12 protein-coding genes are annotated in these 23112 nt (G+C 59.5%); 7 read left to right on the forward strand and 5 right to left on the reverse strand.

Annotated features, from left to right (window positions below; genetic code table 11):
- Positions 1 to 89 precede the first annotated feature (89 nt).
- The 6 genes from ACMGGE_RS21945 to ACMGGE_RS21970 all read left to right on the forward strand — a co-directional run bounded on the left by ACMGGE_RS21945 (position 90) and on the right by ACMGGE_RS21970 (position 6263).
- Positions 90 to 698, forward strand: coding sequence for a LuxR C-terminal-related transcriptional regulator (locus ACMGGE_RS21945; RefSeq protein WP_175481435.1), 609 nt, complete (start codon positions 90 to 92; stop codon positions 696 to 698).
- A gap of 99 nt (positions 699 to 797) precedes the next feature.
- On the forward strand, positions 798 to 1343 hold the full coding sequence (locus ACMGGE_RS21950; protein WP_045909280.1) for a fimbrial protein: 546 nt from the start codon (positions 798 to 800) through the stop codon (positions 1341 to 1343).
- 35 nt (positions 1344 to 1378) lie between these two features.
- Entirely contained in the window at positions 1379 to 2041 is a 663-nt protein-coding gene (locus ACMGGE_RS21955; protein ID WP_053073534.1) for a molecular chaperone, read from the forward strand.
- 44 nt (positions 2042 to 2085) lie between these two features.
- Positions 2086 to 4614 carry a fimbria/pilus outer membrane usher protein gene (locus ACMGGE_RS21960; protein ID WP_420294150.1) on the forward strand — a complete coding sequence of 843 codons (2529 nt, stop codon included), beginning with the start codon at positions 2086 to 2088 and terminating at the stop codon, positions 4612 to 4614.
- 11 nt (positions 4615 to 4625) lie between these two features.
- The gene (locus tag ACMGGE_RS21965; RefSeq protein WP_080474238.1) at positions 4626 to 5660 is read left to right on the forward strand and encodes a fimbrial protein; all 1035 of its coding nucleotides are present in this window, start codon (positions 4626 to 4628) and stop codon (positions 5658 to 5660) included.
- Between the two features lie 84 nt (positions 5661 to 5744).
- Positions 5745 to 6263: a DUF6622 family protein gene (locus tag ACMGGE_RS21970; protein ID WP_048029268.1), complete on the forward strand. Its 519-nt coding sequence runs from the start codon at positions 5745 to 5747 to the stop codon at positions 6261 to 6263.
- A 2-nt stretch (positions 6264 to 6265) separates the two neighbouring features.
- On the opposite strand, the gene ACMGGE_RS21975 is transcribed toward ACMGGE_RS21970, so the two are convergent.
- Complete coding sequence (locus ACMGGE_RS21975; RefSeq protein ID WP_126533937.1) at positions 6266 to 6685, reverse strand: nuclear transport factor 2 family protein; 420 nt, start codon at positions 6683 to 6685, stop codon at positions 6266 to 6268.
- A 97-nt stretch (positions 6686 to 6782) separates the two neighbouring features.
- Here ACMGGE_RS21975 and ACMGGE_RS21980 point away from each other — a divergent pair, with 97 nt between their 5' ends.
- Positions 6783 to 7520, forward strand: coding sequence for an AraC family transcriptional regulator (locus ACMGGE_RS21980; RefSeq protein WP_126533936.1), 738 nt, complete (start codon positions 6783 to 6785; stop codon positions 7518 to 7520).
- A 48-nt stretch (positions 7521 to 7568) separates the two neighbouring features.
- Here ACMGGE_RS21980 and ACMGGE_RS21985 read toward each other — a convergent pair whose 3' ends face one another.
- The 4 genes from ACMGGE_RS21985 to ACMGGE_RS22000 form a co-directional block, all read right to left on the reverse strand.
- Positions 7569 to 8738: an HlyD family efflux transporter periplasmic adaptor subunit gene (locus ACMGGE_RS21985; protein WP_086374946.1), complete on the reverse strand. Its 1170-nt coding sequence runs from the start codon at positions 8736 to 8738 to the stop codon at positions 7569 to 7571.
- Between the two features lie 10 nt (positions 8739 to 8748).
- Entirely contained in the window at positions 8749 to 10947 is a 2199-nt protein-coding gene (locus tag ACMGGE_RS21990; protein WP_167213813.1) for a type I secretion system permease/ATPase, read from the reverse strand.
- Positions 10944 to 12347 carry a TolC family outer membrane protein gene (locus tag ACMGGE_RS21995; RefSeq protein ID WP_045909274.1) on the reverse strand — a complete coding sequence of 468 codons (1404 nt, stop codon included), beginning with the start codon at positions 12345 to 12347 and terminating at the stop codon, positions 10944 to 10946. The genes ACMGGE_RS21990 and ACMGGE_RS21995 overlap by 4 nt, the downstream gene beginning before the upstream one ends.
- Before the next feature lie 80 nt (positions 12348 to 12427).
- Positions 12428 to 22525, reverse strand: a complete 10098-nt coding sequence (locus tag ACMGGE_RS22000; RefSeq protein WP_420294151.1) for a BapA/Bap/LapF family large adhesin — start codon at positions 22523 to 22525, stop codon at positions 12428 to 12430.
- Positions 22526 to 23112 lie beyond the last annotated feature (587 nt).

Genomic DNA, 23112 nt, shown 5'->3' on the forward strand with positions numbered 1-23112 from the left:
CGTTCGCTCAGGGTTAAATCACTTCACAAGCTCTATTCCCGGAATGTTATACATGGATCAGTATAAGGTTACGGATGATGATTATTTGTGTGTCTGATAATGTCTGGTTCAGAATTGGATTGAGTGAAATCATACAAAATTGCCAGAGAGATAAGCAGGAACTGAAGTTTTTAGCATTTGAAAAAGCCAGCGTAACGCTGAGCACGATGGTAATGAGATCACCGGTCACGATAATCATTGACTATTATATTGCTGACCACAGTTTACTGTTGTTACTGTTAAAGATGAAGCGCCAGAATGTTTTTGACAATATACTTATTATTACGACTAATGCGCGAATTGTGGAAGTGACTGAAAATATTTTGCTGGACTCGGTTGCGGATATCTTAATTGATAACAGCGAATCATTTGATAAACTCAGCACTTTTATGGTCAAAGATAAGGCTGGCCAGATTATTTCAAAATCCGTGACCAATAAAACCTGGGCGATGATTAAGAAAAATTCAAACCTCACCCATCGGGAATTAGACCTGATGCCATTTTTTATTACAGGGAAAGGTAATAAAGAGATCTCCCGGCAGGTCGATATTAGTGAGAAAATGGTCAGTATTCACCGGCGTAATATTTATTCCAAACTCCAGGTTGAGAGTCTTACCGGGCTTTATCATTACCTGACAACGGATATAAAGGTTACATAACGCTCGCCGGGAAATGAAGCGTTTTATGCGGGTGTAGTATTCAGGCAGAAACGATGCACTGTTATTCATAATATGTTGTATAAACAGAAGGAGCTGTATATGAAATTGAAATCTCTTTGCGCGGCGATGGTTGCCCTGGGGCTTTTTACCTCTTTTGCCCATGCGGCAGACGGTAAGTTAAAATTTGTAGGGCAAATTGGCTCATCATCCTGCAAGCTCTCCGGGGAAAGCACTGCCGAAATTACGGTTCCGATGGGAACTATTCCGATGGAAACCTTAAAACAAGATGCTAACGGTCCGGAGGTGGGCTTTGCCATTAACCTGACGGGCTGTCAGCCGGGCACCTATTATCTGGTTCTTGACGGCGTCAGCCCGTCCGGTCAGCCGAACGTGCTGGACCTGGATAACGCGACCGCCAGCACCACGGCAAAAGGGGTGGGGATTCAGATTAAAGATATCTCCGACCAGAACATTACCTTATCCAAAACCCTTGATAAATCCGATGCCAGCATCACCATTGCTGAAGGCGACACCTCGGGCAGCGGGACGTTCTTCCTGAAAGCGAACTATTACGCCTATAACAAAGATGCGGTCACCACCGGGGAAGCAAACGCAACGGCCACCTTCACCATTGTTCAACAATAACAGGAGCAGGCCTTCGGGCCTGCTTTTAAGGTGGTATGATGAAGTCACTTATTATTGCGCTATTCGCGCTGTACTCCGCATCGGCTATTTCAGCTATTCAGATTGAAAGTTCACGGGTGATTTATTCCGGTGAGAATAAATCGGCCTCGTTAACGCTGCATAACGCGTCGCAAAAAAATTATATTATCCAGACCTGGCTGGACGAAGATTCAGACAAGCCCGGAAAAGAGATGGTGGTGACGCCGCCTATTATGAAGGTGAAACCCGATCAATCCGCCGTGTTACGTTTTATCTATTCCGGTAAAGGATTACCGACCGACAGAGAAAGTGTTTACTGGATTAACGTTCAGGAAATACCGCCCCGGGCCAGCGAGCCTAATGTGATGCAGCTGGCGATTCGAACGCGCCTTAAGCTTTTTTATCGCCCGGTTGGGATGAAGGCAAAACTGGACGAGCAGATAGGTCAGTTAACGCTGACGAAAAGCAGTGAGGCATTGGTCGTCAGCAATCCCGGGCCTCTGCATATTAGCCTGAGTCAGTTAATGATTAAAACCCCGCAGGGAAAAGAACAAAAAATAACGGCCCCGATGATCGCTCCCTTTGGCAGCGAAACGATTCCTTTTCCCAAAGGCTCGCGGGTGGTTGGCTTAACGTACATTAACGATTACGGCGGCGTTGCCGACGTGAAAATGCACTAAGCCCACCGTTGCAGATTATTAAATAATGTCATGGATGAATCATTATGCAACGAACATGGATCCCCCTGTGCGCGCTTACCTCTTTACTGGTTTCCGGCAGCGAATGTCTGGCGCAAAGTGAATATAACACCGCATTTTTTCATGGAACGGGCGAGCAATCGTTCATTAATTTGATCGACCCTGATTCCGGCATTATTCCCGGAACCTATTCCCTCGATGTTTACGTTAACCGAAAGCTCGTTGAACAGCGTGACGTTGAGATCGTCCGCGATAAGCCCGACAGCGCGCTGCACCCGTGCATTAGCGCCGATCGGCTGCGCGCGTGGTCCGTCGCTCTTCCCGCTGACGATGACGAGTCGTGCTATCCCCTCGAGCGCCGGATTGCGGGGGCGTCCATGAACGTTACGATGACCGAGCACCGGCTGGATATTCAGGTTCCCCAGCTCAATATGCTGACGCAACCGCGCGGAACGGTACCCGCCACGCGTTACGACGAGGGCATCAATGCCGCTTTTGTAAACTACAACCTGGCGGCGAACACCATCAGAAGCGACGGGCAAAACAGCCAGTACGCCTACCTTTACCTGAATAACGGCATCAATATAGGGGCGTGGCGCTTGCGCCAGATGGCGAACCTGACAAAGCGGGATGGGGAAACGGGCCACTGGAAAAACGTCTCGTCGTGGGCTGAAAGGGCGCTTCCGTCAATCAGGAGTCGTCTGCTGCTGGGACAAGGAAGCACCGGAACAACCCTCTACGACAGTATTCCGTTTCGCGGGGTGCAGCTGGCCTCGGAGCCCATGATGCGTGCAGACAGCCAGTCGCGCTATGCCCCTGTCGTCAGAGGCGTCGCGGAAAGCAATGCCCGCGTGGAGGTTCGACAGAATAAGTATCTGATCTACTCTACCAACGTGCCGCCGGGACCGTTCGCGTTTGATGACATTGTGCCGGTCAGTCAGAGCGGGGATCTGTTTGTCACCATCATTGAAACCGACGGACGGAAAACCAATCTGGTGATCCCCTATACCGTGCTCCCGGGACTGGTTCGCAAGGGGCAGTGGAACTATGAAATCACGGCCGCAAAATATCATGACGGTGCCGACGGCTATGCCCCTGCGTTTGTTGAAAGCCAGCTCGCCAGAGGGATGAGCGATACGGTGACCCTGTCGGGCGGCCTGCTTTCGGCGGAACACTACCGCAGCGCGGCGATGGGCGTGGGCAAAAACATGGGGCATTTTGGCGCGGTGTCCGTCGATCTGGCGTTATCCGACACGCGGCTGGCGCGGGGCGACGATGAGCAAGGGGGGAGCGCTCGCTTCCTGTATGCGAAATCCTTTCTCGATTCCCGCACCGATTTCCAGGTGGCGGGCTATCGTTACTCCTCGTCCGGTTATTACGATTTCCAGGAGTCGGTTCAGGAACGTCGCCGCTGGGATAATGGCCGATATAAAACCTATTACTGGGATGACGCCGATCAGGATAACCCTGACTGGGTCGCGTCAAAGCCTGAAATCCATTACGACAGCCGCTACGCAACCAAAAAAGCGCGGCTGGATATCTCAATGAGCCAGCAGATAGGTGAGATCAGCCAGCTTTATCTCACCTTCAGCAAGCAAAGCTACTGGCAGGATGCCGGTTCTGATACCACGGTTCAGTCTGGCTTTACCTCACGGCTGGGCAATGTGACCTGGAGTCTGTACTACCAGAATACGCGCAACCACTACATTGCACATGACAGCAGCATTAACCTGCGCCTGTCTCTGCCGCTCAGCTTTGGCAGCCACCCGGCGACGGCGACGACAGACCTTCACGCCGATCGTGCCGGAAACGTGTCGTCCTCCGCGGGGCTGAGTGGCTCCCTGCTTGAGGATAACCGCCTCAGCTATGCCATGCAGGTGCAGCAAAACGATGCCGAGGGGACGGCGGGCGATCTGAGCATGGGCTACAAGGGGGACGCCGGAAATCTGTGGCTGGGCTATTCCAGAGCGGAAGATGTGCAGCAAAGCAGCATGAACCTCAGCGGCGGCATCCTTGCTCACGCTGGCGGCGTGACGCTGTCCCAGCCACCGGGCAGTACCTTTACCCTGATTGAGGCTCAGGATGCGCAAGGGGTGAGGGTAGAGAATCAGGCCGGAGTGCGGATCGACGCTGCGGGCTATGCCGTTGCCCCGCATGCGATTCCTTATCGCAACAATACCTGGTCGTTAAACACCCAGGACTTCCCGGAGGGGCTGGACGTGCCTGTTGCCACCCAGAATAACGTCCCTACCCGCGGCGCGATTACGCGCGTGACGTTTGAAACATATCGGGGCGACAGCGTGCTGATTCACAGCAAACGACCCGACAACAGCGTGCCGCCGGTTGGCGCGCAGGCCTACAGCCGGGGCGAGCGTAACAACGGCATTGTCGGGCCTGACGGGGATATTTTTGTTTCAGGCGTGCTGCCGGGCGAAGCGATCGCCATTCGCTGGGGGGAGGGGGATGACGAACAGTGTCGTATCCAGCTTCCGGATGAGGAACGGCGTGAACAGGATACCGCGGGCTATCGCGAGATCAGCGCAATTTGTCGATAAAGGAGAGGACAATGCAATTTCAGGGACGACATATGCTGTACGCCGCGGTGATTTTTTGCTTCGGCCTGTTTTCTTCCACCGTTATGGCGCTGACCTGTAAAGCCCAGGGCTCGGTGAGCCAGTACGTTGCCATTAACAGCATCATCAAAGCGTCGATCGGCGACTTCGGCACCAACACCAAAATATGGGTATCGTCACCGATCACGGCGACGTTTACCTGCTCTGACACGGACGCCTATCCAAACGGCGAGAGCGCCTATTTATGGCTCGATCCGAAAGATGCGGTGAAAAACGTGCACAACTCTCTGGAGATTGGCATCACCTTCAGGAACGTCGATTACAAGCTGAAGAAGGGCGATAAAATAGAGATTGGTCCCGGTACCGTGTGCCGTCCTAACGGCAACAAAGGCTGTCTCTCCCCGGCGGCCCCGCAGACGTTCACGCTCACCTATCAGGTTTACATCAAAACCACCGGCCTTCCGGCGGCCACCAATGGCAAAGTGATGGGGGATGTCAGCCTGTCGCTCTTTCAGGTGGACGGCGTGGGCGGTCTGCGAGGCGGCACGGTGACTCAGGACGGTAACTTTAACCTGACCATTACCGGGCTGGATAAAATCACCTTTCTGGCCTGCACGCCAAAAGTGCTGCTGGTACCCGATACCCTCGACTTTGGCGTCATCAACGGCAGCTGGGCGACGCCCGGTAAGATTGAAAAAACAAAACCCTTTACGCTACAGGTCGATTTGACGCGTGAAGCCAGCGGTAAAACCTGCACGGGGGAGACGTTGCTGATGACGTTAAGCTCGACGAATACGGTCAAAGACGGGGCAATCATCATGCCCGCGGCAGACAGCGGCTTTGGCTTTATCATTTCCGCCAGCAGCCTGATGGAGCCGCGCATTGCGCTGAACACGCCGCAGGAGATAGGTACGATCGGTGGAGACCGGCTCACGCATGATTATCACGCAGGGTTTATATGGACGACCACGACGCCGAAGCTTGGGGATTACAGTGCGACAGCCACCTTTACCGTGACGTTCAAGTAACAAAAGTGGGGATTGCGCGCGGGCTATTTTGCGTAATACTTATCCCGCGCGATAACGGCCGCGTGACGCCCACGGTAAACAGCTATGTTCGAACAACTGACTGGTATTCTGACGCACACCCCCATCTGGGTCTGGGTGCTGTTTGTGTTTCTGGTTTCTCGTGGGCTCCGGGCCCGCCGGCCCGCCACGGTCACGCTGGAAAAACTGGCGATAATCCCGGCCATTTTTCTGCTATGGGATATTTACGATCTGGTGATGTACCGCTCCCTCAGCGTCGCGACGCTGTCGATGTGGCTTGCGGGCATTCTGGCTGGCGCTGCGCTGGGTTACGCATTGATTCGCCCGACGGCGGTGACTCGTGCCGCCGCGCCGCGCACCCTTTGCCGCCAGGCTGACTACACCGCGCTGCCGTTTATGATGCTGGCGTTCGCGGTGAAATACGTGCTGGGGGTAATGAGCGCCATCGCGCCGCAGACGCTGCAGCAGCCCGCCATCAGCGCCCTTGCGATTGTCTCCGGCGGGCTGTTTGCCGGGGTGTTTATCGGCAAGTTTACGCGGTATGTTGAGGTGTTTAGCCGTACCGCGCCGCGCCCGGCGGAGTGACGTTATTCTGTCGCGTGTGCCAGGGTGCGATCTGAAGCATCGCCGCTGAGGGCTCGCGTGACTTCATGGATCCGCCAGATTTTCCCTTCACGCAGCGCGGCAAACAGATAAACCTCTATCTCTGCCTGACGACCATCAGGATACGTGACCGTCACGATATGCCGGTCAGCCAGAAGTTCGTCATGACAGGCTATCTCCGCCACGCTAAAGGCGATCGTGCGGATCTGCGAGCGGACGTGGTTCAGGTGCTGAATAAAACCCCGGTAGTCAAGGGCGTGACCGTCCGTAACCTGTTGGTAATCGGGCGTAAATACCTCTGCCGGATCGATATCGCCGTTGAATAAGCGGGTTAACAGGCACGCCATTTTTTCGCGCTGCGCGGCGTTGTCAGGCTGGGCTACCAGAGAGGTGATAATGCTCATACGGGCTCCTTATGTGGTTGAGTCCCCATTATCCTTGACAGCCGAAGACGTGGTTTCTGTAATAGGCCGATGAATAACGATTTTCGGTCAAAATGAGATGGTCAGTTTTGAAACGCTCCGTCATCCCGGCGGGTATCGAACACCGTGGCACAGTCATCGCACCGGCCAGCTGTGGCGCATTGCAACGGGTCTGCTGGTCATTGAGACGCAGCAGGCGCGCTCGGTCGTACCGGCAAAACACATTGGCTGGATCCCGCCAGGTCAGCAGCATGCCGCCTTTTCTGAAAGCGCAATAGAAGGCTGCGCCATCTATCTTGACCCCGCCTGCTGTGCAGGGCTTCCCGAAGCACCCGCGCTGTTCGAGCCCGACGATCTGACTCATGCACTGTTTTCCCGTTTATGTGGTGCAGAGAACGAGTACGATCCGCGAAAGCTGACTTTGCTGCTGGATGAGCTTGCCCTGACGCCCCAGGTTCACTTTTCTCTGCCCGTGCCGACGGATCCGCGTCTGAAGAACGTGGTCAGCCATTTGCTGCAGTTTGTCGATGATAACCAGACGGTCGAGAGTCATGCTATTCATGCTGGGATGAGCGTGCGTACGTTCAATCGTCGGTTTAGTGCCCAGACCGGAATGAACTTTGTTAACTGGCGGCAGCTGGCGCGCGTCATGCAGGCAATGGAGTGGCTGGCGGCGGGGAAGCCGGTAGGGTGGATTGCGCTGTCCTGCGGCTACAGCAGCGTCAGCGCATTTATTGAGGTTTTCAGAGCATGGACCGGTAAAACACCGGGGCAGTGGGCGATGTTGCGGTCTGATGCCCTCCCCACGTCCCGCTGAGCTTTACAATGTAGGCCGGGTAAGGCGAAGCCGCCACCCGGCGATTGACTACCGCTCCCTCAGCGCTTCTTTCGCCCGGTTAAACGGCTTAATCAGATAATCCAGCACCGTTTTCTCGCCGGTCTTAATGTCCACCGTGGCAATCATCCCCGGCACAATCGAGAAATGCCTGCCTGCCTTATTGACCAGGTAATCCTGGCTGGTGCGGATAAATACCCGGTAGTAAAACACCTCCGGCTTGGCCTCGTCCTGAATAGTGTCCGGCGAAATCGTCTCCACGACTCCGTGCAGCCCGCCGTAAATGGCGTAATCGTAGGCGGTGATCTTCACCAGCGCCTCCTGATTCGGGTGGATAAAGGCGATATCACGCGGCGACAGGCGGGTTTCAATCAGCAGATGATCGTCCACCGGCACAATCTCCATCAGCTCGCCGTTGGGCGGGATCACGCCGCCGATGGTGGTGACCTTGATGTTTTTGACGATCCCGCGCACCGGGGATTTTACCGTCAGACGGGTGACGGAATCCTGACGGCCCTTGAGGATCGCCGAAACCATATCCACCTCCGCGTTGGCCTTGGAGAGCGCCTCGCGGGCCTGGACGTAATACTGCGAACGCACGTCGGTGAGCTTCAGTTCCAGATCGCTTTTCTGCCGCTGCAGGCGCAGCACCTCTACGTGGCTGGCGGCCCCGGTTTTCACCAGCCGCTGGGTAATGGCCAGCTCTTTATTCGCCAGATCTAACGCGGCGCGAAGCTCCCGCTGGGTATCCTCCAGCTGCGCGCGGCGCGAGTTGTACAGCCGCGTTTCGTCGGCAATCAGATCCGGCCATTTCGCCAGCGAAGGAGGGAACTTCAGCGGCAGATCGTTCACCTCGGCATACAGGCGGGCGCTGGAGGCCAGAGAGGCGCGGTAGCGCGCCGCGCTTTCGCCGACGTTTGATTCGGAACGGGTAGGGTCAAGCCGCGCCAGCACCTGTCCGGCCTGCACCTGATCGCCCTCGTGGACGTTCAGCTCGGTGAGGATCCCCCCGTCCAGCGACTGTAAAACTTGCTCACGCGAGCTGGGGATCACTTTCCCCGATCCGGTTGACACCTCATCCAGCACGCCAAACCACGCCCAGACGCCCAGCACCACAAACATCAGCAGCGAGAAGATCACGATCCGACGCGCGCCGGTGTAGCCGCTTTCGGAGTCGAGGGCATTATCCAGATCGTCCATTGCCGCCACGTCACGCTGACTGATTTTCATTTTTCCACTCCCGTCCGGTTGCTGCCTGCTGCTGTTGCTGCTGCATACGGCTGTTGCTCAGCGCCTGGGCTTTTGGCGCGTCCATCACCAGCATCCCATCTTTCAACACGACCACGCGCTCCACCAGCTCCAGCACCGGTACGCGATGGGTGGCGACGATCAGGGTGCGGTGCCCGAGCCAGTCGCCCAGCCGCTGGATAAATTCCCGCTCGGTGTGCTCGTCCAGCGAGGCGGTGGGTTCATCCATCAGCACGATATTCGGATCGCGCAGCAGCATTCGCGCCAGCAGAATCGACTGACGCTGCCCGCCGGAGAGCCCCACGCCGTTTTCCATGATCGGGTAGTCCAGCCCCTTGGGCAGCTTCTGCACGAAACTTGCCGCACCGGTCAGTTCCAGCGCCTCAAAGATCTCTTCGTCGGTGGCGCGCGGCATGCCGAGGGTGATGTTCTCGCGCAGGGTGCCGTAAAACAGCCGCGCGTTCTGGGTCATAAAGCCGACGTTGCGCCGCACGTCCGCCACGTCGAGATGCGGCAGGCTGAAGCCGTCGAGCCGCAGCTCGCCCGCCGCCAGATCCATCCCGCCCGCCATCGCCTGCAGCAGGGTCGATTTGCCCGCGCCGTTGCGCCCGAGGATCGCCACTTTCTCACCCGGCACGATCTCCAGGCGGTTAATGCGCAGCGCCATGCGCGGATCGTCCGGCTGATAGCGGAACTGCGCCTGCTCAAAGAGGTAGTGACCGCGCAGCACGTCCTGGCGGATCGGCGTCTCCTCGCGCTGGTTTTCGGTGGGGAGCTGCATGATGCTGTCCAGCCCCTCTTTTGCCGCTTTGACCTGCTGCCAGCGGGCCAGCACGCCGCACAGCGTCGCCATCGGGGCGATCATGCGGGAGGCCAGCATCGAGGCGGCGACCACCGAGCCGGTAGTCAGGGTGCCGTCGATCACCATCGGCGCGCCGACCACAATCACGGCGGCGTAAACCAGGCTCTGGATGGTCATTCCCCAGCTGATCAGGTTCTGCGTCAGCTCGCGGGTGCGCAGGCCGGATTCGGCGGTGATCTGGATATAGCTGTTCCACTGCTGCAAAAAGCGGTTTTCCGCCTGCATCAGCTTAATGTCCTCCAGCCCCTGCACGCTCTCCACCAGCACCGCATTGCGCAGGGTTGATTCATGCGCCGACTGCTTTGCCAGCTCCGCCAGCTTTTTCTGCAGCAGCAGGCCGGGCAGGACCATAATCACCGCCGCGACCGGGGCGATCCACGCCAGCTGTGGGGCGATGATCGCCAGCACCACCACGAACAGTAAAAAGAAGGGCAGGTCGACAATCGTCGAGATGGTGGACGAGGTGACCATCTCGCGGATCTGCTCCAGCTCGCGCAGCTGTGAGATAAAGCTGCCGGTGGAGCGGGGAATCGCGCTGTTGCGCAGCCGCAGCGCGTGGCCGAAGACGCGATCCGAGACGCGCATATCCGAGCGCTTGCCGAGCAGATCCATAATGTGCCCGCGCGCCACGCGCAGCACGAAGCCAAACAGGGTGGCGATCAGCACCCCGATGGTCAGGACGTACAGCGTCGGGTAGGACTGGGCGGGGATCACCCGGTCATACACCTGCATGGAAAAGACGATCCCGGAAAGCGACAGCACGTTGATAAACAGCGCGGCCAGCATTACCCAGCTGTAGGGGCGGAGATCGCGCATCACCAGCCGGTAGAGCCAGTCCGGGCGATATTTTGAGATATAGGCATCCACGCGGCTGTCCTTCAGCGCGGCGAGTGGCCGCAGGGCAATGACGTGGCGGATGGCGGGCAGCATGGCCGTCATCGACAGCCGGTTAGTGTAGGTCTGGTCGTCGAAGAAGCTGACTTCCAGCGTGTCGTCGCCGTCGAAGTGCTCGATCGCGCCGACCCGGCCGTCATTCAGCGCCACCACCACCGGCAGACGCCAGCTGTTGATCGACTGCTGGTCAGCGGTGAGCAGCTGAAACGACAGCCCCGCCTCACGCGCCAGCTGGGTGAGGGCGGGCACCATCGGTTTGCCTTTCAGCCACGGTGCGCCTGCGATCAGCGCGCCGGGCGAGCAGGCGACGCGGTAGCGCGTGGCGATAAAGCCAAAGGCCTGCGCCCACTGCGCCAGCGCCTCATCCGTCATGTTTTCACCTTGCGGGATATCACGCTGCTTCATGGCTGGATCTCCACGGTCTGGATGGTGCGGTTATCAAGGTCGAACGCATGACGCAATTGCCCGGTGTTATACAGGCAGTTGAGCTGCAGCTGGTGCAGCTGACCGAGGGTCTGCTGCTGGGTGAAGCGCGCCTGATAAACCTCCTGTTCGGCGTTAAGCACGTCGAGCAGCGGGCGCGAGCCGAGGTCAAGATACTGCTGCTGGTACAGTTCGCGGGTGCGGGCGCTGAGCGCCTCCTGGCGGCCCTGAATTTGCAGCGTGCTTTGCAGGCTCATCACCTGACTGCGGGCTTCCAGCAGTTTCTGTCGGACATCCAGGCGCGTGCGCTGAATGGTGGACTGTGCCGCTTCCACCGCGTGTCCGGCGGCGTTACGCCGGGCGGTGAGGCCGCCGCCCTGATAGAGCGGCATCTGTACTTTCACCCATGCGGAATACTGGGTGCGATCCCGCGTGTCGCTGCCCGCGTAGCGATCGTTCATGTAGTGGCGCACCTCCGGCTCCAGCGAGACGGTTGGCGTCATCTGCGCGTCGGCGTAGTCGAGGTTAGCCTGGGCGACGTTAGCCTGCGCCCAGGCGGCAAGCACCGCAGGAACCAGGCGGTCGTCCGGCTCGGCGACATCGCAGCTGCGGGCCAGCTTTTGCGGAAAGTCGTTGCTGATCGCGTTCAGGCTGTTCCAGCCGAGAAAGCTCATCAGCGTCGCGCGGGCGCTCTCCAGGCTGGCCTGGTACTGCATCAGCTGGGCGCGCGCGCCTTCGATACGGGCATCGGTCTGCACCACGTCAGAGAGCGACGTGGCGCCCTCGTCGTTACGCTGGCGGGTCAGCGTGCCGATGGAGGAAAGAGCCTCAAGCTGCTCTTTGGCGGTGTCGACCATCTGCTGCCAGGTCTGCACCTGTACCATGGCGACGGCGGTATCGTGGGCGATGGTGTCGATACTCACCAGCACGTTGGCCTGCTGCTGGGCAACGCCAGCGCTCTCGGCGCGCACCTGGCTGGCCACTTTGCCGAAGTCATAGAGCATTTGAGAGAGAGAAAGCACCAGCGACGGCGTAAAGCCGTTCTGGTCGCCGTCGTGGGAATACCCGTTGTCCACGCCGGCATTAATCTGCGGATAGTATTTTGACTTCGCGACGTCCACCTCTTCGCTCTGCTGGTAGAGTTTGCCCACGGCTTCGCTGATGGCCGGGTGCCACGTGACGGCACGGTTAACGGCTTCGCCAAGCTGTAATGAACCGGGAGCGGCGTTGCCAGCCACCGGGGCCACGCGGCCGTTGAGTGAGGGGAGTTCCTGCGTTTCGCGAAGCTGTCCGGTATTGATGGTTGCCGCCGGATTTGCGCAGAAAGCGGGCACAGATATCAGGCAGCACGAGAGCCACCAGTAAGGCATCTTCATTCCCATGTCATGTCCCTAATAAAAAAGTACAGCTTTATTATTAATGCCCGGGCGCTGTGCGCCCGGGTCATCTCTTGCAGGTGCTATCAGGTAATGATGTGTTGCTGGTTAACGAGCTCGTCGTACGTGGTCTGAACGTTATCAAGCGTAACGAGTGCAGTATTAGTGTAGGTGGACCCTGCACCATCACGGTCGATGGAGATCACAGTGTTGCTACCGCTTTGTGTGACATGGATATAATTCCCCAACGAGGCGGTATTACCGTCCCAGCCCACCAGCAGATCGCCGATGTCGATCTTGTCCCCCTGCGCCAGCGAGAACCCGGTCCAGTGATCACCTCCGGCGCTGCTGGTGTTACCCGCCGTGGCATTTCCCACCGTACTGTTCAGCACCTGGTAAATCAGCGTATCGCCGTAGGCTGTACCGGTGATGGCGTCGTTATGTTCCGAGCTGATGAACTGCGGCGCCATATTGATGGTCAGCGTGGCGCTGTCCGTTCTTCCTGCAGAGTCGGTCAGGGTGTAGTTGAAGGTCTCCTTCGAGGTCATGGTTGAGAGCGATACCCCGCTGTTGAGGGTATAGGTGTAATGGCCGTCAGCGCCGATCGCCAGCGTGCCGTAGTGGCCGACAATGTTCACCGTTGCGCTGCCGGTATACGGATCCAGCGTGGTGGTCACGCCGTTGTAGCCGGTTACGCTCAGACGGGTATCCACCGAGTGGAGCTGATCCAGCACGCCGCCAGAGTCGGTGCCGTCAAAGATATTGCCGTTGACGGTGTGGCTGCCGGTGACGTCGAAATTACTCAGCGAGTAGGTGGTGCCGTTTACGCTTGGCGTGATGGTGATGGTCCCGACGCTGAGCCCCGGTACGCTACCGGTAAAGCTCAGCGTATAGGTCCCGGCGTTCAGATCCAGCCCGGTCAGCGGGACGTCGATACTGCCGCCCAGCAGCGAGGCGCCGCTGAAGGAGCCGCTGCGGATCGCGCCGTTGGCATCGCTAATCGTCCAGTTCACCGTCAGCCCGCCCAGGGACAGCAGCGAGGCCACGTTAAAGTGCAGCGACGCGTTGTGCAGCGCGGTATTCGGGTCGACAACGAAGGTTCCGCTGCCGCTGCCCTGGGTTGATGAGAACAGGGCTGTCGTCCAGCTGGCGGTGCCCACGGTGGTATCCGAGTAAGCCGACGTGTGGTGCACCGAGGTGAGGTCCATCGTGGCGCTGACATCGTTGACCGCATTCATTGCCTGCGCGGTTGGAGTGATGTTGAGCGATGCCGTATCCTTCGAGCCGTCAGGCGCGGTAACGGTGTAGACGAACGTATCCGGCGTGCTGATATGGTCCGCGCCCACGCCGCTCCTCAGGGTATAGGTGTACTGACCGGACGCATTGATGGTCAGCGTGCCGTATTCCCCCTGAATGGTGGTGGTGCCGCTGCTGTTGACCGCCACGCCGTTCACTTCGGTGACCAGCGTGCCCGCCGGAACCGGATCATTCGCCAGCACGTCGCCCGTGGTCGTTTCGCTGATGCTTGCCACGCTGTAGACATGATCCTGCAGGACGCTCAGCGTGTAACCCGTCAGTACAGCGATCCCGGACGCGGTATTCAGCAGGAACAGGTACTCCCCGGCAGGCAGGTTCAGCGTCAGCTGTGGTGACGTACCCCCCAGCAGCGGCGCGCGCAGCCAGCCCGACTCGACGCGGACCTGCTCGAAGGTCTGGGTCGCGTTGTTGAACTTATAGACGTACAGATCGAACACCGACGCCAGCGCCACGCCGCCCACGGAGGCCTGGATGGTCATGGTACGGGTCGTGCCTTCCTCCACGTTGTAGATGATCGGGTTGGTCATGTCGTCCAGCAGGTTAAGCCCCAGCGTGCTGCCGAGATTAATGCCCACCACGGTAAAGCCACCCTGAGACGAGGCGCCGTTATTAATCTCACTTACGGTGGTGTCAAAGGTCAGCGAGGCCGTGTCGTCCACCGCCACAATACCGTTGAGTACCGTACCGGCACCCAGAGACAGCACCAGGTTCGCCGACGCGCTGACGCCGTTATGGGTGATGGTGTAGGTGAAGCTCTCCGTCCGGCCAATGACCGCGGCACTGGTGTCGGTCAGGTTGTAGGTGTAGCTGCCGTCGCGGTTGATGGTCAGCGTACCGTATTTGCCCTGGATCACCGTGCCGTCGGCGTTCACGCTGGTGGTCACGCCCTGCGCGTTAGTGACCGTGGAAATGGTGGTTCCGGCCGGGGCATTGTCGCTGCCGGCGGTCGGGTCCGTATCGAGGATCACGTTGCCGTTGAGGCTGGTATCGCCCGTGACCGTACCCGGACCGGTCTCTTTCACCGCCACGTCGAGGCTGGTGTAGGAGCCGGTCGCCAGCAGGTTGGTGTTATAGCTGAGTACGCGGTAGTTGCCGTCGGCCAGCCCGGTCAGGTTCAGCGAGACGCCGGTAGCGCCGAGGGTCAGGAGATCGGCAAACTGCGGCTGGCCGGTATCCACCACGGTTGTCCAGACACCGTTGACGTAGTGCTGCACCACCAGCTCAAGGGTATTGAGCAGAGAGAGCACCGCCCCTGTGGCGTTGGCATTGACCACAATATCCGCGCTGCCGCCGTTGCCCACCGTGAAGTTCACCTGCGCGGTGTCATTACCGATCAGCGTCAGGACGTTGCCCACGGCGCCGACCAGCAGGAAGCCGTAGTCGCTGTACTGGCTGTTGGTCACGGTGGCGGTGGTACTGAGATCCAGCTCTTCGACGTTATTGCTGGCGGAGAGCGGCACCACCGGCGCGAGGGCTGAGCCCGGCAGGGAGGTGTTGCCCGCGACGTCGGTCGCGGTGATCTGCAGCGTCTGGCCTTCGATCTGCTTGTTCGTGAAGGTGTAGCTATAGGTGCCGTTGCTGCCCGCAATGGCGGTCACCGTTGAACCGTCCGCAAGGCGGATTGTGACGGTACTGCCCGCCTCTGCGCTCCCGGTCAGGACGCTACCGTCGGCGTTGAAGGTCCCGGTCGGTGCCGTTGGCGCGGTCGTATCGACGATAATCGTCGTCACGGCTGACGCCACGCTGGTGTTGCCCGCCGCATCGGTGGCCGTGGCGGTGAAGTTATGCGTGCCCTGCGTCAGCGTGGTGGTGGTTTGTGGCAGGGTCCAGTTGCCGCTGCCATCGGCGGTGACCGTACCCACCAGCGTGATGCCGTCGTAGATCCGGACCGTGGCATTCGCTTCGGCGGTTCCGCTCAGCGTTGGACGGGTGTCGTTAGTCGGGTTCGTACCGGTCACGGGGCCGGTGACGCTGCCGACATCATCAATGACCGAACTGATGACCGGCGCGGCTGGCGGGAGGGTATCGACGTTAATCACATACCCGGCGGTGGGCGCGCTGGCGTTGCCCACCGCATCTGTGGCGGTAAAGGTCAACGTGTGCGCGCCGTTGCTCAGTGCTGGAGATGGCGTAAAGCTCCACGCGCCGCCGGTCGCCGTCACGCTGCCGATCTGGACCCCGTTATCAAAGATTTTCACCGTCGACCCCGCTTCTGCCGTGCCGCTGAGCGTCGGCTGCGCGTCGTTGGTGAACCCGCCGTTGGCAACCGGCGTCGCCGCGTTGCCCACGTCATCCAGAATACTGGTCAGCACCGGAAGCGCAGGCGGCGTGGTATCGACGGTGAGGCTGAAGCTGGCCGACGACACGCTGGTGTTGCCTGCCGCATCCGTGGCCTGCGCGGTGAAGCTGTGCGGGCCACTCGCCAGCGTGGTGGTGAGCAAGATACTCCAGCTCCCGCTGCCGTCCGCGGTGCCCGTTCCGACCAGGGTGGTTCCCTCATAGATCTTCACGGTGGCAAACGGTTCGCTGGTTCCAACAAGCCGCGGTACGGTGTCGTCGGTCGTCTGCCCGGACGTGAGCGGTCCGGTCAGGCTGCCCACGTCGTCGATTGCCTGGCTGATAACCGGCGCGTTCGGTGCCGTGGTATCGACAATCAGGGTAAAGTTTGGCGACGCCGGGCTGACGTTGCCCGCTGCATCGGTGACCGTGGCGGTCCAGGTGTGGCTGCCGCTGGACAGCGGCGTTGACGGCGTAAAGCTCCAGTTGCCGCTGCCGTCCGCCAGCACGGTGCCGACCGGCTGTCCGTTTTCATATACGGTGACCGTGGCGTTGGCGCTGGCGGTGCCGTTCAGTGTCGGCGTGGTGTCGTCGGTGCTCTGCCCGGAGGAGAGCGGGGTTTGAATACTGCCCACGTTGTCACCCGCGGTCGAGATGACCGGTGCCGACGGCACGCCCGTATCCACCGTCAGGTTAAACGGTGCCGTTGTGGTGCCGGTGTTGCCTGCCGCATCGGTAGCGTTGAAGGTGATCGTATGGGACCCGTCGCCCAGATCGGTGCCCGGGGTGAAGGTCCAGTTGCCCTGGGCATTCACCACCGCCGTACCTATTTCGCTCCCGTCGACAATCACGTGCACTGTGGCACCGACGTCGCCCGTGCCGTTGAAGGTCGGACGCGCGTCGTTAGTGCTGTTGCCCGACGTGAGCGTCCCGGTGACCGGACCGACATCGTCAACCACGCTGGTGACTACCGGTACACCAGGGGCTGCGGTATCCACGGTAAAGGCGAAGACCGATGAGTTAGCCGAGGCATTGCCTGCCGCATCCGTTGCATAGACGCGAAGAGCGTAGCTGCCGTCGCCCAGCGGCGTGGTTGGGGTAAAGGACCAGTTCCCGCTTCCGTCAACGGTTGCAGTACCAATCTGCGTCCCGTTGTTCATGATGTGAACAGTGCTGCCTGCCTGCCCGGTGCCGCCAATCGTAGGGGTGTTGTCGTTGGTCACCTGCCCGCTGGTGAGGTTGCCCTGGACGCCGCCTGGGACGTTGTCATTTACCGTATCCAGCGTTGGAACCGTCGGTGCCGTCAGGTCAATCACCACGCTCCAGGGCGCGGAGACCGCGCTGAGGTTGCCCTGCGGGTCGGTCGCCTGGACGGTGAAGCTGTGCGAGCCTTCGCCGAGGGCGGTATCAGGGGTAAACGTCCATGCGCCGGTACTGTCAGCTGTCACTACGGCAATCTGCGTGCCGCCGTCGAAAAGGGTCACCACGCTGTTTGCGTCCGCTGTCCCCGAAAGGGTTGGCGTGGCGTCGTTGGTGAGACCACCGCTGACCACCGTGGTGGTGGCATTGCCCACATTATCCGTGACGTTGGTGATGACCGGCGTGGCGGAAACGGAATCCACCACGACGGTGAAGCCCGCCGAAGGACCGCTCTGGTTCCCCGCCGGATCGGTCTCGCGGATGGTCAGGACGTGATTGCCCTCTGCCAGGACAGGCGTGGTATAGCTCCAGGTGCCGGTGATGCCGACCTCTGCGGTCCCCAGCAGCACGCCGTTGTTGTAGATGGAGATAGTATCACCCACCGCACCGGTGCCGGTGAGGGTCGGCTGGTTGTCGTTGGTGGTCTGGCCGCTGGTCAGCGGGCCGGTACCCGGACCAACATCGTCAATTACGGCGCCGATGGTCGGCGTACCCGGCGCGGTAAGGTCAACGGTGACGCTGGCCGCCGGAGAGCGACCGCTGGTCTGACCGTTGAGGGTGGCGGTCACCTCAAAGGTGTGCAGCCCTTCGCCAAGCGCGGCTGGCGTATAGCTCCAGTTGCCGCTGCCGTCAGCGGTGACCGTCGTCAATGGCGTCGCGCTACCGTCCAGGTAGATAGCGATCTGGCTCCCCGCCTGAGCCGTACCGGTGAGGGTTGGGGTGGTGTCGTTGGTCGTTTTGCCTTTCACGTCGCCAGTGAGCGGGTCGGTATCGTCGACGATCGCCGTAATAACCGGAACGTCAGGAAGATTCGGCAACGTACCGATAACGTTGTAGGTGGCTTCGGGGCCGGTACGTCCTGCGGCATCGGTGGCGCTCACGATCAGCGCCGCACCATCCTGCGGGGTCGGGCTGATCGCGATGGAGAAGCTGCCGTCGCTGGCGGCAACGCCAGTACCGATGACGGTGGTACCGTTTTTCACGGTGACGGTGCTTCCCGCTTCTGCGGTGCCGGTCAGCGGCGTGCCTTCTGGCGCCAGGTTCAGGTTGAGGGGAATACCTGGGTCGACGGTATCAACCGTAACGTTAAGCGCCGCAGAATTGCCTGAGGTGTTACCGGCCGGGTCTCGGGCCGATACGGTGAAGGTATATGTTCCATCCGTCAGCGTGCTGTCGGCGGTCCAGGTCCAGGTGCCGTTCGGCTGGACCGTTACCGGTACTGCGGAGGGGGTGCCGTTTACGGAGACGATAACCGTGGATCCCGGTTCGCCAGTTCCGGTGAGCGTGGGTACACCATCGCGAGTGTAGAGAACAGCGTTGGTGAGCTGGCTGTCTGAGACGGCACTGATCTGCGGTATCCCTGGCGCAACGGTATCGAGCGTGACGGTAAAGACCGAACTCGGCGCGCTGACGTTGCCCGCTGTGTCCACGCCCGCCACGGTAATGTTCAGCGGGCCGTCCGTTTGCGCTGGAAGCGTCAGGCTCCATTCTCCGTTCACCACCACGACACGGCCCAGCTCTACGCCGTTGTTGTAGACGATCACAGTCTCACCGTTAACGCCGGTTCCGCCCACTGTCGGCGTGGTATCCGTGATGTAGCCTCCGTTCGGTTCACCGCCCACGGCGCTGATCGCTGGCGTAGCCGGTGCCACGGTATCCACGGTGATCGCGATCGCCGGGGAAGCGTCAGAGACGTTGCCCGCTTCATCGGTGGCGGTGGCGGTATAGACGTGGCTGCCCTCTGCAATATTACTGTCAGGGCGCCAGCTCCAGTTGCCGTTGCTGTCTACCGTGACGGTACCAACGATAGTTGGCGTGCCGCCGTTAACCGTGTCAGTGATGTTGATAACGTCGTTCGGCGTACCGGTGCCGCTCAGCACCGGGCGCGGATCGTTGGTGGTGCCGCCATCGGGAACGGGACCGGTGATCTGGGTGACGCTGTCAGTAATGACCGGTGCTGCAGGCGTAGCCGGCGCCTCGGTGTCAATGGTGATAGTGACCGGCTGCGACGGGGCGCTTTCGTTGCCCGTGCCGTCCACGTTGGTGACGGTCAGGGTGATGTCATAGGTGCCGCCAGCCAGGGGGGATGGCGGTGTCCAGGTCCAGTTGCCGGTATTGTCCACGACAGCGTCGCCGATTTTGACGCCGTTGTTGTAGATCGTCACGGTATCACCCGGATTGCCGGTACCGCTCAGGGTCGGCGTGGTGTCGCGGGTGATTTCGCCCGGGTTCAGCGGCGTTGCTGTGCCGTCAGGATTGACGGTAATGGCCGGGATAGCCGGCGTGGCAGGCGCAACGGTATCCACCGTCAGTTCAAATGGCGTTGAGATGGTGGTATTGCCCGCGGCGTCCGTGGCGTGCACCGTCAGGGAATGCGGACCGTCGGTGAGCGGGGTCACGGGCGTGAAGCTCCAGCTGCCGCTGCCGTTGAGGATGGCGGTGCCAAGCAGAGTCGTGCCGTCATAGACGGTGATCACCGTGTCTGCAGGGGCAGTGCCCTGCAGCAGGGGGCGAGTGTCATCCGTGGTATCGCCGCTGTTGAGCGAACCCTGTACGCCGCCAACATCGTCGGTCACGGTGGCGATGGTGGCCGCCGCTGGCGCAGTGATATCGACGTTCAGGGTGAAGTCGTCTGACGGCTGGCTGGTGTTACCCGCCGCGTCGGTGGCGATGACGCTAAAGGTATGAGGACCTTCGCCAAGCGGCGTGGTAAGGGTATAGGTCCAGGTGCCGCTGCCGTCGATCAGAATCGTAGTGAGATCGCCGCCATCCAGGCGAATAGTGACGGTTGAACCCGGTTCAGCCGTGCCGTTGAGCGTTGGCGTGGTGTCGTTGGTGCTGTCGTTAGGGTTGAGCGCGCCGAGGCGCTCCGGCACATCATCGAGCACCTGGGTAATGACCGGCGCCGCAGGCGCGACGCTGTCAACCGTCAGGGTCCAGGTGTTGGAGATGGGGCTGGGGTTGCCTGCCGCATCGGTTGCGACGGCGGTCAGGGCGTGGGGGCCTTCACCGATTGAGGAGGAAGGGGTAAAGCTCCATACGCCGAGGCCATTGGCAACGGTTGTACCAATTTCAACACCGTCCACGCGCAGGCTGATCGTCGCGTTTGCTTCAGCGGTACCGCTGAGCGTCGGGGTGGCGTCGTTGGTGGTCCCGTTCAAGTCGATCGCGCCGGTCTGCCCAGGAATATCGTTTGCAACCTGTAAAATCACCGGGGCGGTTGGCGCCGTCCCGTCAACGTTAATTGTCCACGCATTTGATATCCCGCTCGGGTTACCGGCGGGATCCGTCGCCTTCGCGGTCAGCACCCAGGTGCCGTCGGTCAGCGGTGTGGGCGGCGTAAAGCTCCACTGGCCGGAGGAGGGAACAACCACCGTACCGAGGGCATCACTGCCGTTATAAATCGTGATGGTCGAGCCTGCCTCGCCCGTGCCGTTCAGGGTCGGTGCCCGGTCGTTGGTCAGCCCATTCTGGGCCACGGGGCCGGTGGTGGCCTGCACGTCATCAATCACCGACAGGATGACCGGGGTCTGCGGCGGGGTAATATCCGGTGCCGCCGCGGAGGTGGTTGGACTGGTGTTGCCCGCCGTGTCGGTGGCGTCAGCGGTCAGGATTTCGCCGTTGATCCTCGGCGGGCTCAGCGTCAGGCTGAAGTTCCCCTGGCTATCAACAACCACTGTGCCAAGAGTGAAATCGCCTTCACGGATGGTCACCGTGCTGCCTGCTTCTCCGATACCGCTGATGGTACCGCCATCATTCGACACCACGAGGTTTCCTGGGGCAGACGGCGGCGTGGTGTCCACGGTAAAGGTGATGGGTTCAGAGGCCGTACTCTGGTTTCCGGCGGCATCGGTTTCAGTGACGGTGATCGAATGCGTACCGTCCGGAAGCGGGCCCCCTGGGGTAACGCTCCAGGTACCGTTAGGTAGCACCGTCGTTGTGCCAATCGCCACGCCGTTATCGTAAATAGTGATGGTTCCACCGGGTTCGCCCGTTCCCGCCAGAATCGGCTGCGAGGCATCGGTAGGCACGCCCGACGTGATTGTTCCTCGGATAATGCCCGTATCGTCGAGCAGCACAATCGCGGTGGGTGCTGTCGGAGGGGTGAGATCGACGGTGAGGGTGAATACCGGTGAGGCTGGTCCGGTGTTGCCGGCGGCGTCGGTTGCCCGTACGGTAATCTGGTGGGTGCTTTCATTCAGGTCGACGGACGGGGTGAATGTCCATGTGCCATTGCTGGCGACGACCGCGGTGCCAATGGCTATTCCGCCGTCATAAATCGTCACGGTGGAGCCCGCTTCGGCGGTGCCGGAGAGTTGCGGCCGCTGATCGTTGGTGCTGCCGCCGTTGGTCACCGTCCCCGTCTGAGGGGCGATATCGTCGATTACGCTGCCAATCGTTGGTGCATCGGGTGCGGTGAGATCCGGTGCGGTGACGCTTGAACCCTGGCTGGTATTCCCGGCGCTATCCGTTGCGGTGGCAGTTACCTGCTCGCCGTTGGTCAATGGTGTCCCGAGGGAGACGCTAAAGTTGCCGTCGCTGCCCGTTTTTCCTGTACCAATGACGTTGCCGTTCGCGTCTTTCAGCGTGATGGTGCTGCCGGGTTCGGCGGAACCGGTGACGGTTTTACCGTCTGACGAGAAACGAAGGCTGGATGGCGCATTCGGCGGTGTCGTATCCGGATCGGCGGGGTCGACCGGGGTGTTGGGGTTGGTGCTGTTGTTATTACCGTCATCGCCACCACCACCTCCTCCGCCAGTACTTGCCGCGGCCGCGATACCGCCCGCAGCCGCAATACCGCCCAGAGCCCACGGCCAGATGGCGGCGCCACCGGCATCACTTCCTGACGCTGCAAGCAGCACATCCGTGGACGCGATAGATTCGTACGTGGCGGCACCAGCCGGATCTTCAATCCACCATAACGCGCCGTTGCTGTCCTGCAGAACCAGTTGGCTCACGCCCTGCGCATCCGCGACGTAGAAATTTTTAAGGGTGATCACTTCGCCGGAGTGCAGTGTCACCAGCAGGTCGTTACCGCTTCGCGCGAAGTGGGAGACGCTCGCTCGCTCGACGTGAAGCTCAACGACAGAGGAATGGTTCAGCGTAACCTGTGTACCTTCCAGGGTCGTTTCTACGCCAGTAAGTTTTGAAATAACAGAGATTTGGCTCATTTTGTTATTACTCCAGCAGAAGTGTCATGAACGGCGAGCAAGACGAGCCATCTCTGCTGAAGGTAAAGGGCGCCCCGGCGCAGTTGCTGTTATAAAGCAGCTCTCACCGTAAAATTCAGCGCGCACGATGCCCGCCATGCGTCAGAGTGGCAACATCAGAGCGAATCTAATGACTTATGAAAAAACGTTTTAATGGGTGTTTTGTATTTTATAAAACCCTGTAATTAATAGAGGAATTGGTTTCTGGAATATAAAAATGATATAGACAGAAAATGCGTGTTGTGCAAATTAAGCTTTCGTAAATAAAGGCGCAAACAATGAAGGGGGCATTAATCTATTGATGTATTTTATAATTACCTTTTGTTATCTTTTTGTTTTTACATGCTTTTTATTTATTTTGATGGCGCTGTTATTTAACATTTGCGACCCAGTATGATAATTGGTAGGGAGCATTTTAAATAACATGTTAAGCGTTATTGTTTAAGCGGGCTTAACGTGTGTTTAAGTTAGGGTAACGTTTTTGATGTAAGATATATTATGTCATTGAGGTAATGAAATATATTCTTGTACAGGGTTAAAACTCTGCT

It is taken from the genome of Enterobacter sp. BNK-22 (assembly GCF_048684805.1).
GTDB classification, from domain to species: domain Bacteria; phylum Pseudomonadota; class Gammaproteobacteria; order Enterobacterales; family Enterobacteriaceae; genus Enterobacter; species Enterobacter quasiroggenkampii.

Excerpts from the sequence above, each read along its gene's own strand:
- ACMGGE_RS21965 (WP_080474238.1), top strand. The coding sequence starts at position 4,626 with ATGCAATTTCAGGGACGACATATGCTGTACGCCGCGGTGATTTTTTGC.
- ACMGGE_RS21955 (WP_053073534.1), top strand. The coding sequence starts at position 1,379 with ATGATGAAGTCACTTATTATTGCGCTATTCGCGCTGTACTCCGCATCG.
- ACMGGE_RS21980 (WP_126533936.1), top strand. The coding sequence starts at position 6,783 with ATGGTCAGTTTTGAAACGCTCCGTCATCCCGGCGGGTATCGAACACCG.
- ACMGGE_RS21950 (WP_045909280.1), top strand. The coding sequence starts at position 798 with ATGAAATTGAAATCTCTTTGCGCGGCGATGGTTGCCCTGGGGCTTTTT.
- ACMGGE_RS21995 (WP_045909274.1), bottom strand. The coding sequence starts at position 12,347 with ATGGGAATGAAGATGCCTTACTGGTGGCTCTCGTGCTGCCTGATATCT.
- ACMGGE_RS21975 (WP_126533937.1), bottom strand. The coding sequence starts at position 6,685 with ATGAGCATTATCACCTCTCTGGTAGCCCAGCCTGACAACGCCGCGCAG.
- ACMGGE_RS21985 (WP_086374946.1), bottom strand. The coding sequence starts at position 8,738 with ATGGACGATCTGGATAATGCCCTCGACTCCGAAAGCGGCTACACCGGC.
- ACMGGE_RS21970 (WP_048029268.1), top strand. The coding sequence starts at position 5,745 with ATGTTCGAACAACTGACTGGTATTCTGACGCACACCCCCATCTGGGTC.
- ACMGGE_RS21960 (WP_420294150.1), top strand. The coding sequence starts at position 2,086 with ATGCAACGAACATGGATCCCCCTGTGCGCGCTTACCTCTTTACTGGTT.
- ACMGGE_RS21990 (WP_167213813.1), bottom strand. The coding sequence starts at position 10,947 with ATGAAGCAGCGTGATATCCCGCAAGGTGAAAACATGACGGATGAGGCG.
- ACMGGE_RS22000 (WP_420294151.1), bottom strand. The coding sequence starts at position 22,525 with ATGAGCCAAATCTCTGTTATTTCAAAACTTACTGGCGTAGAAACGACC.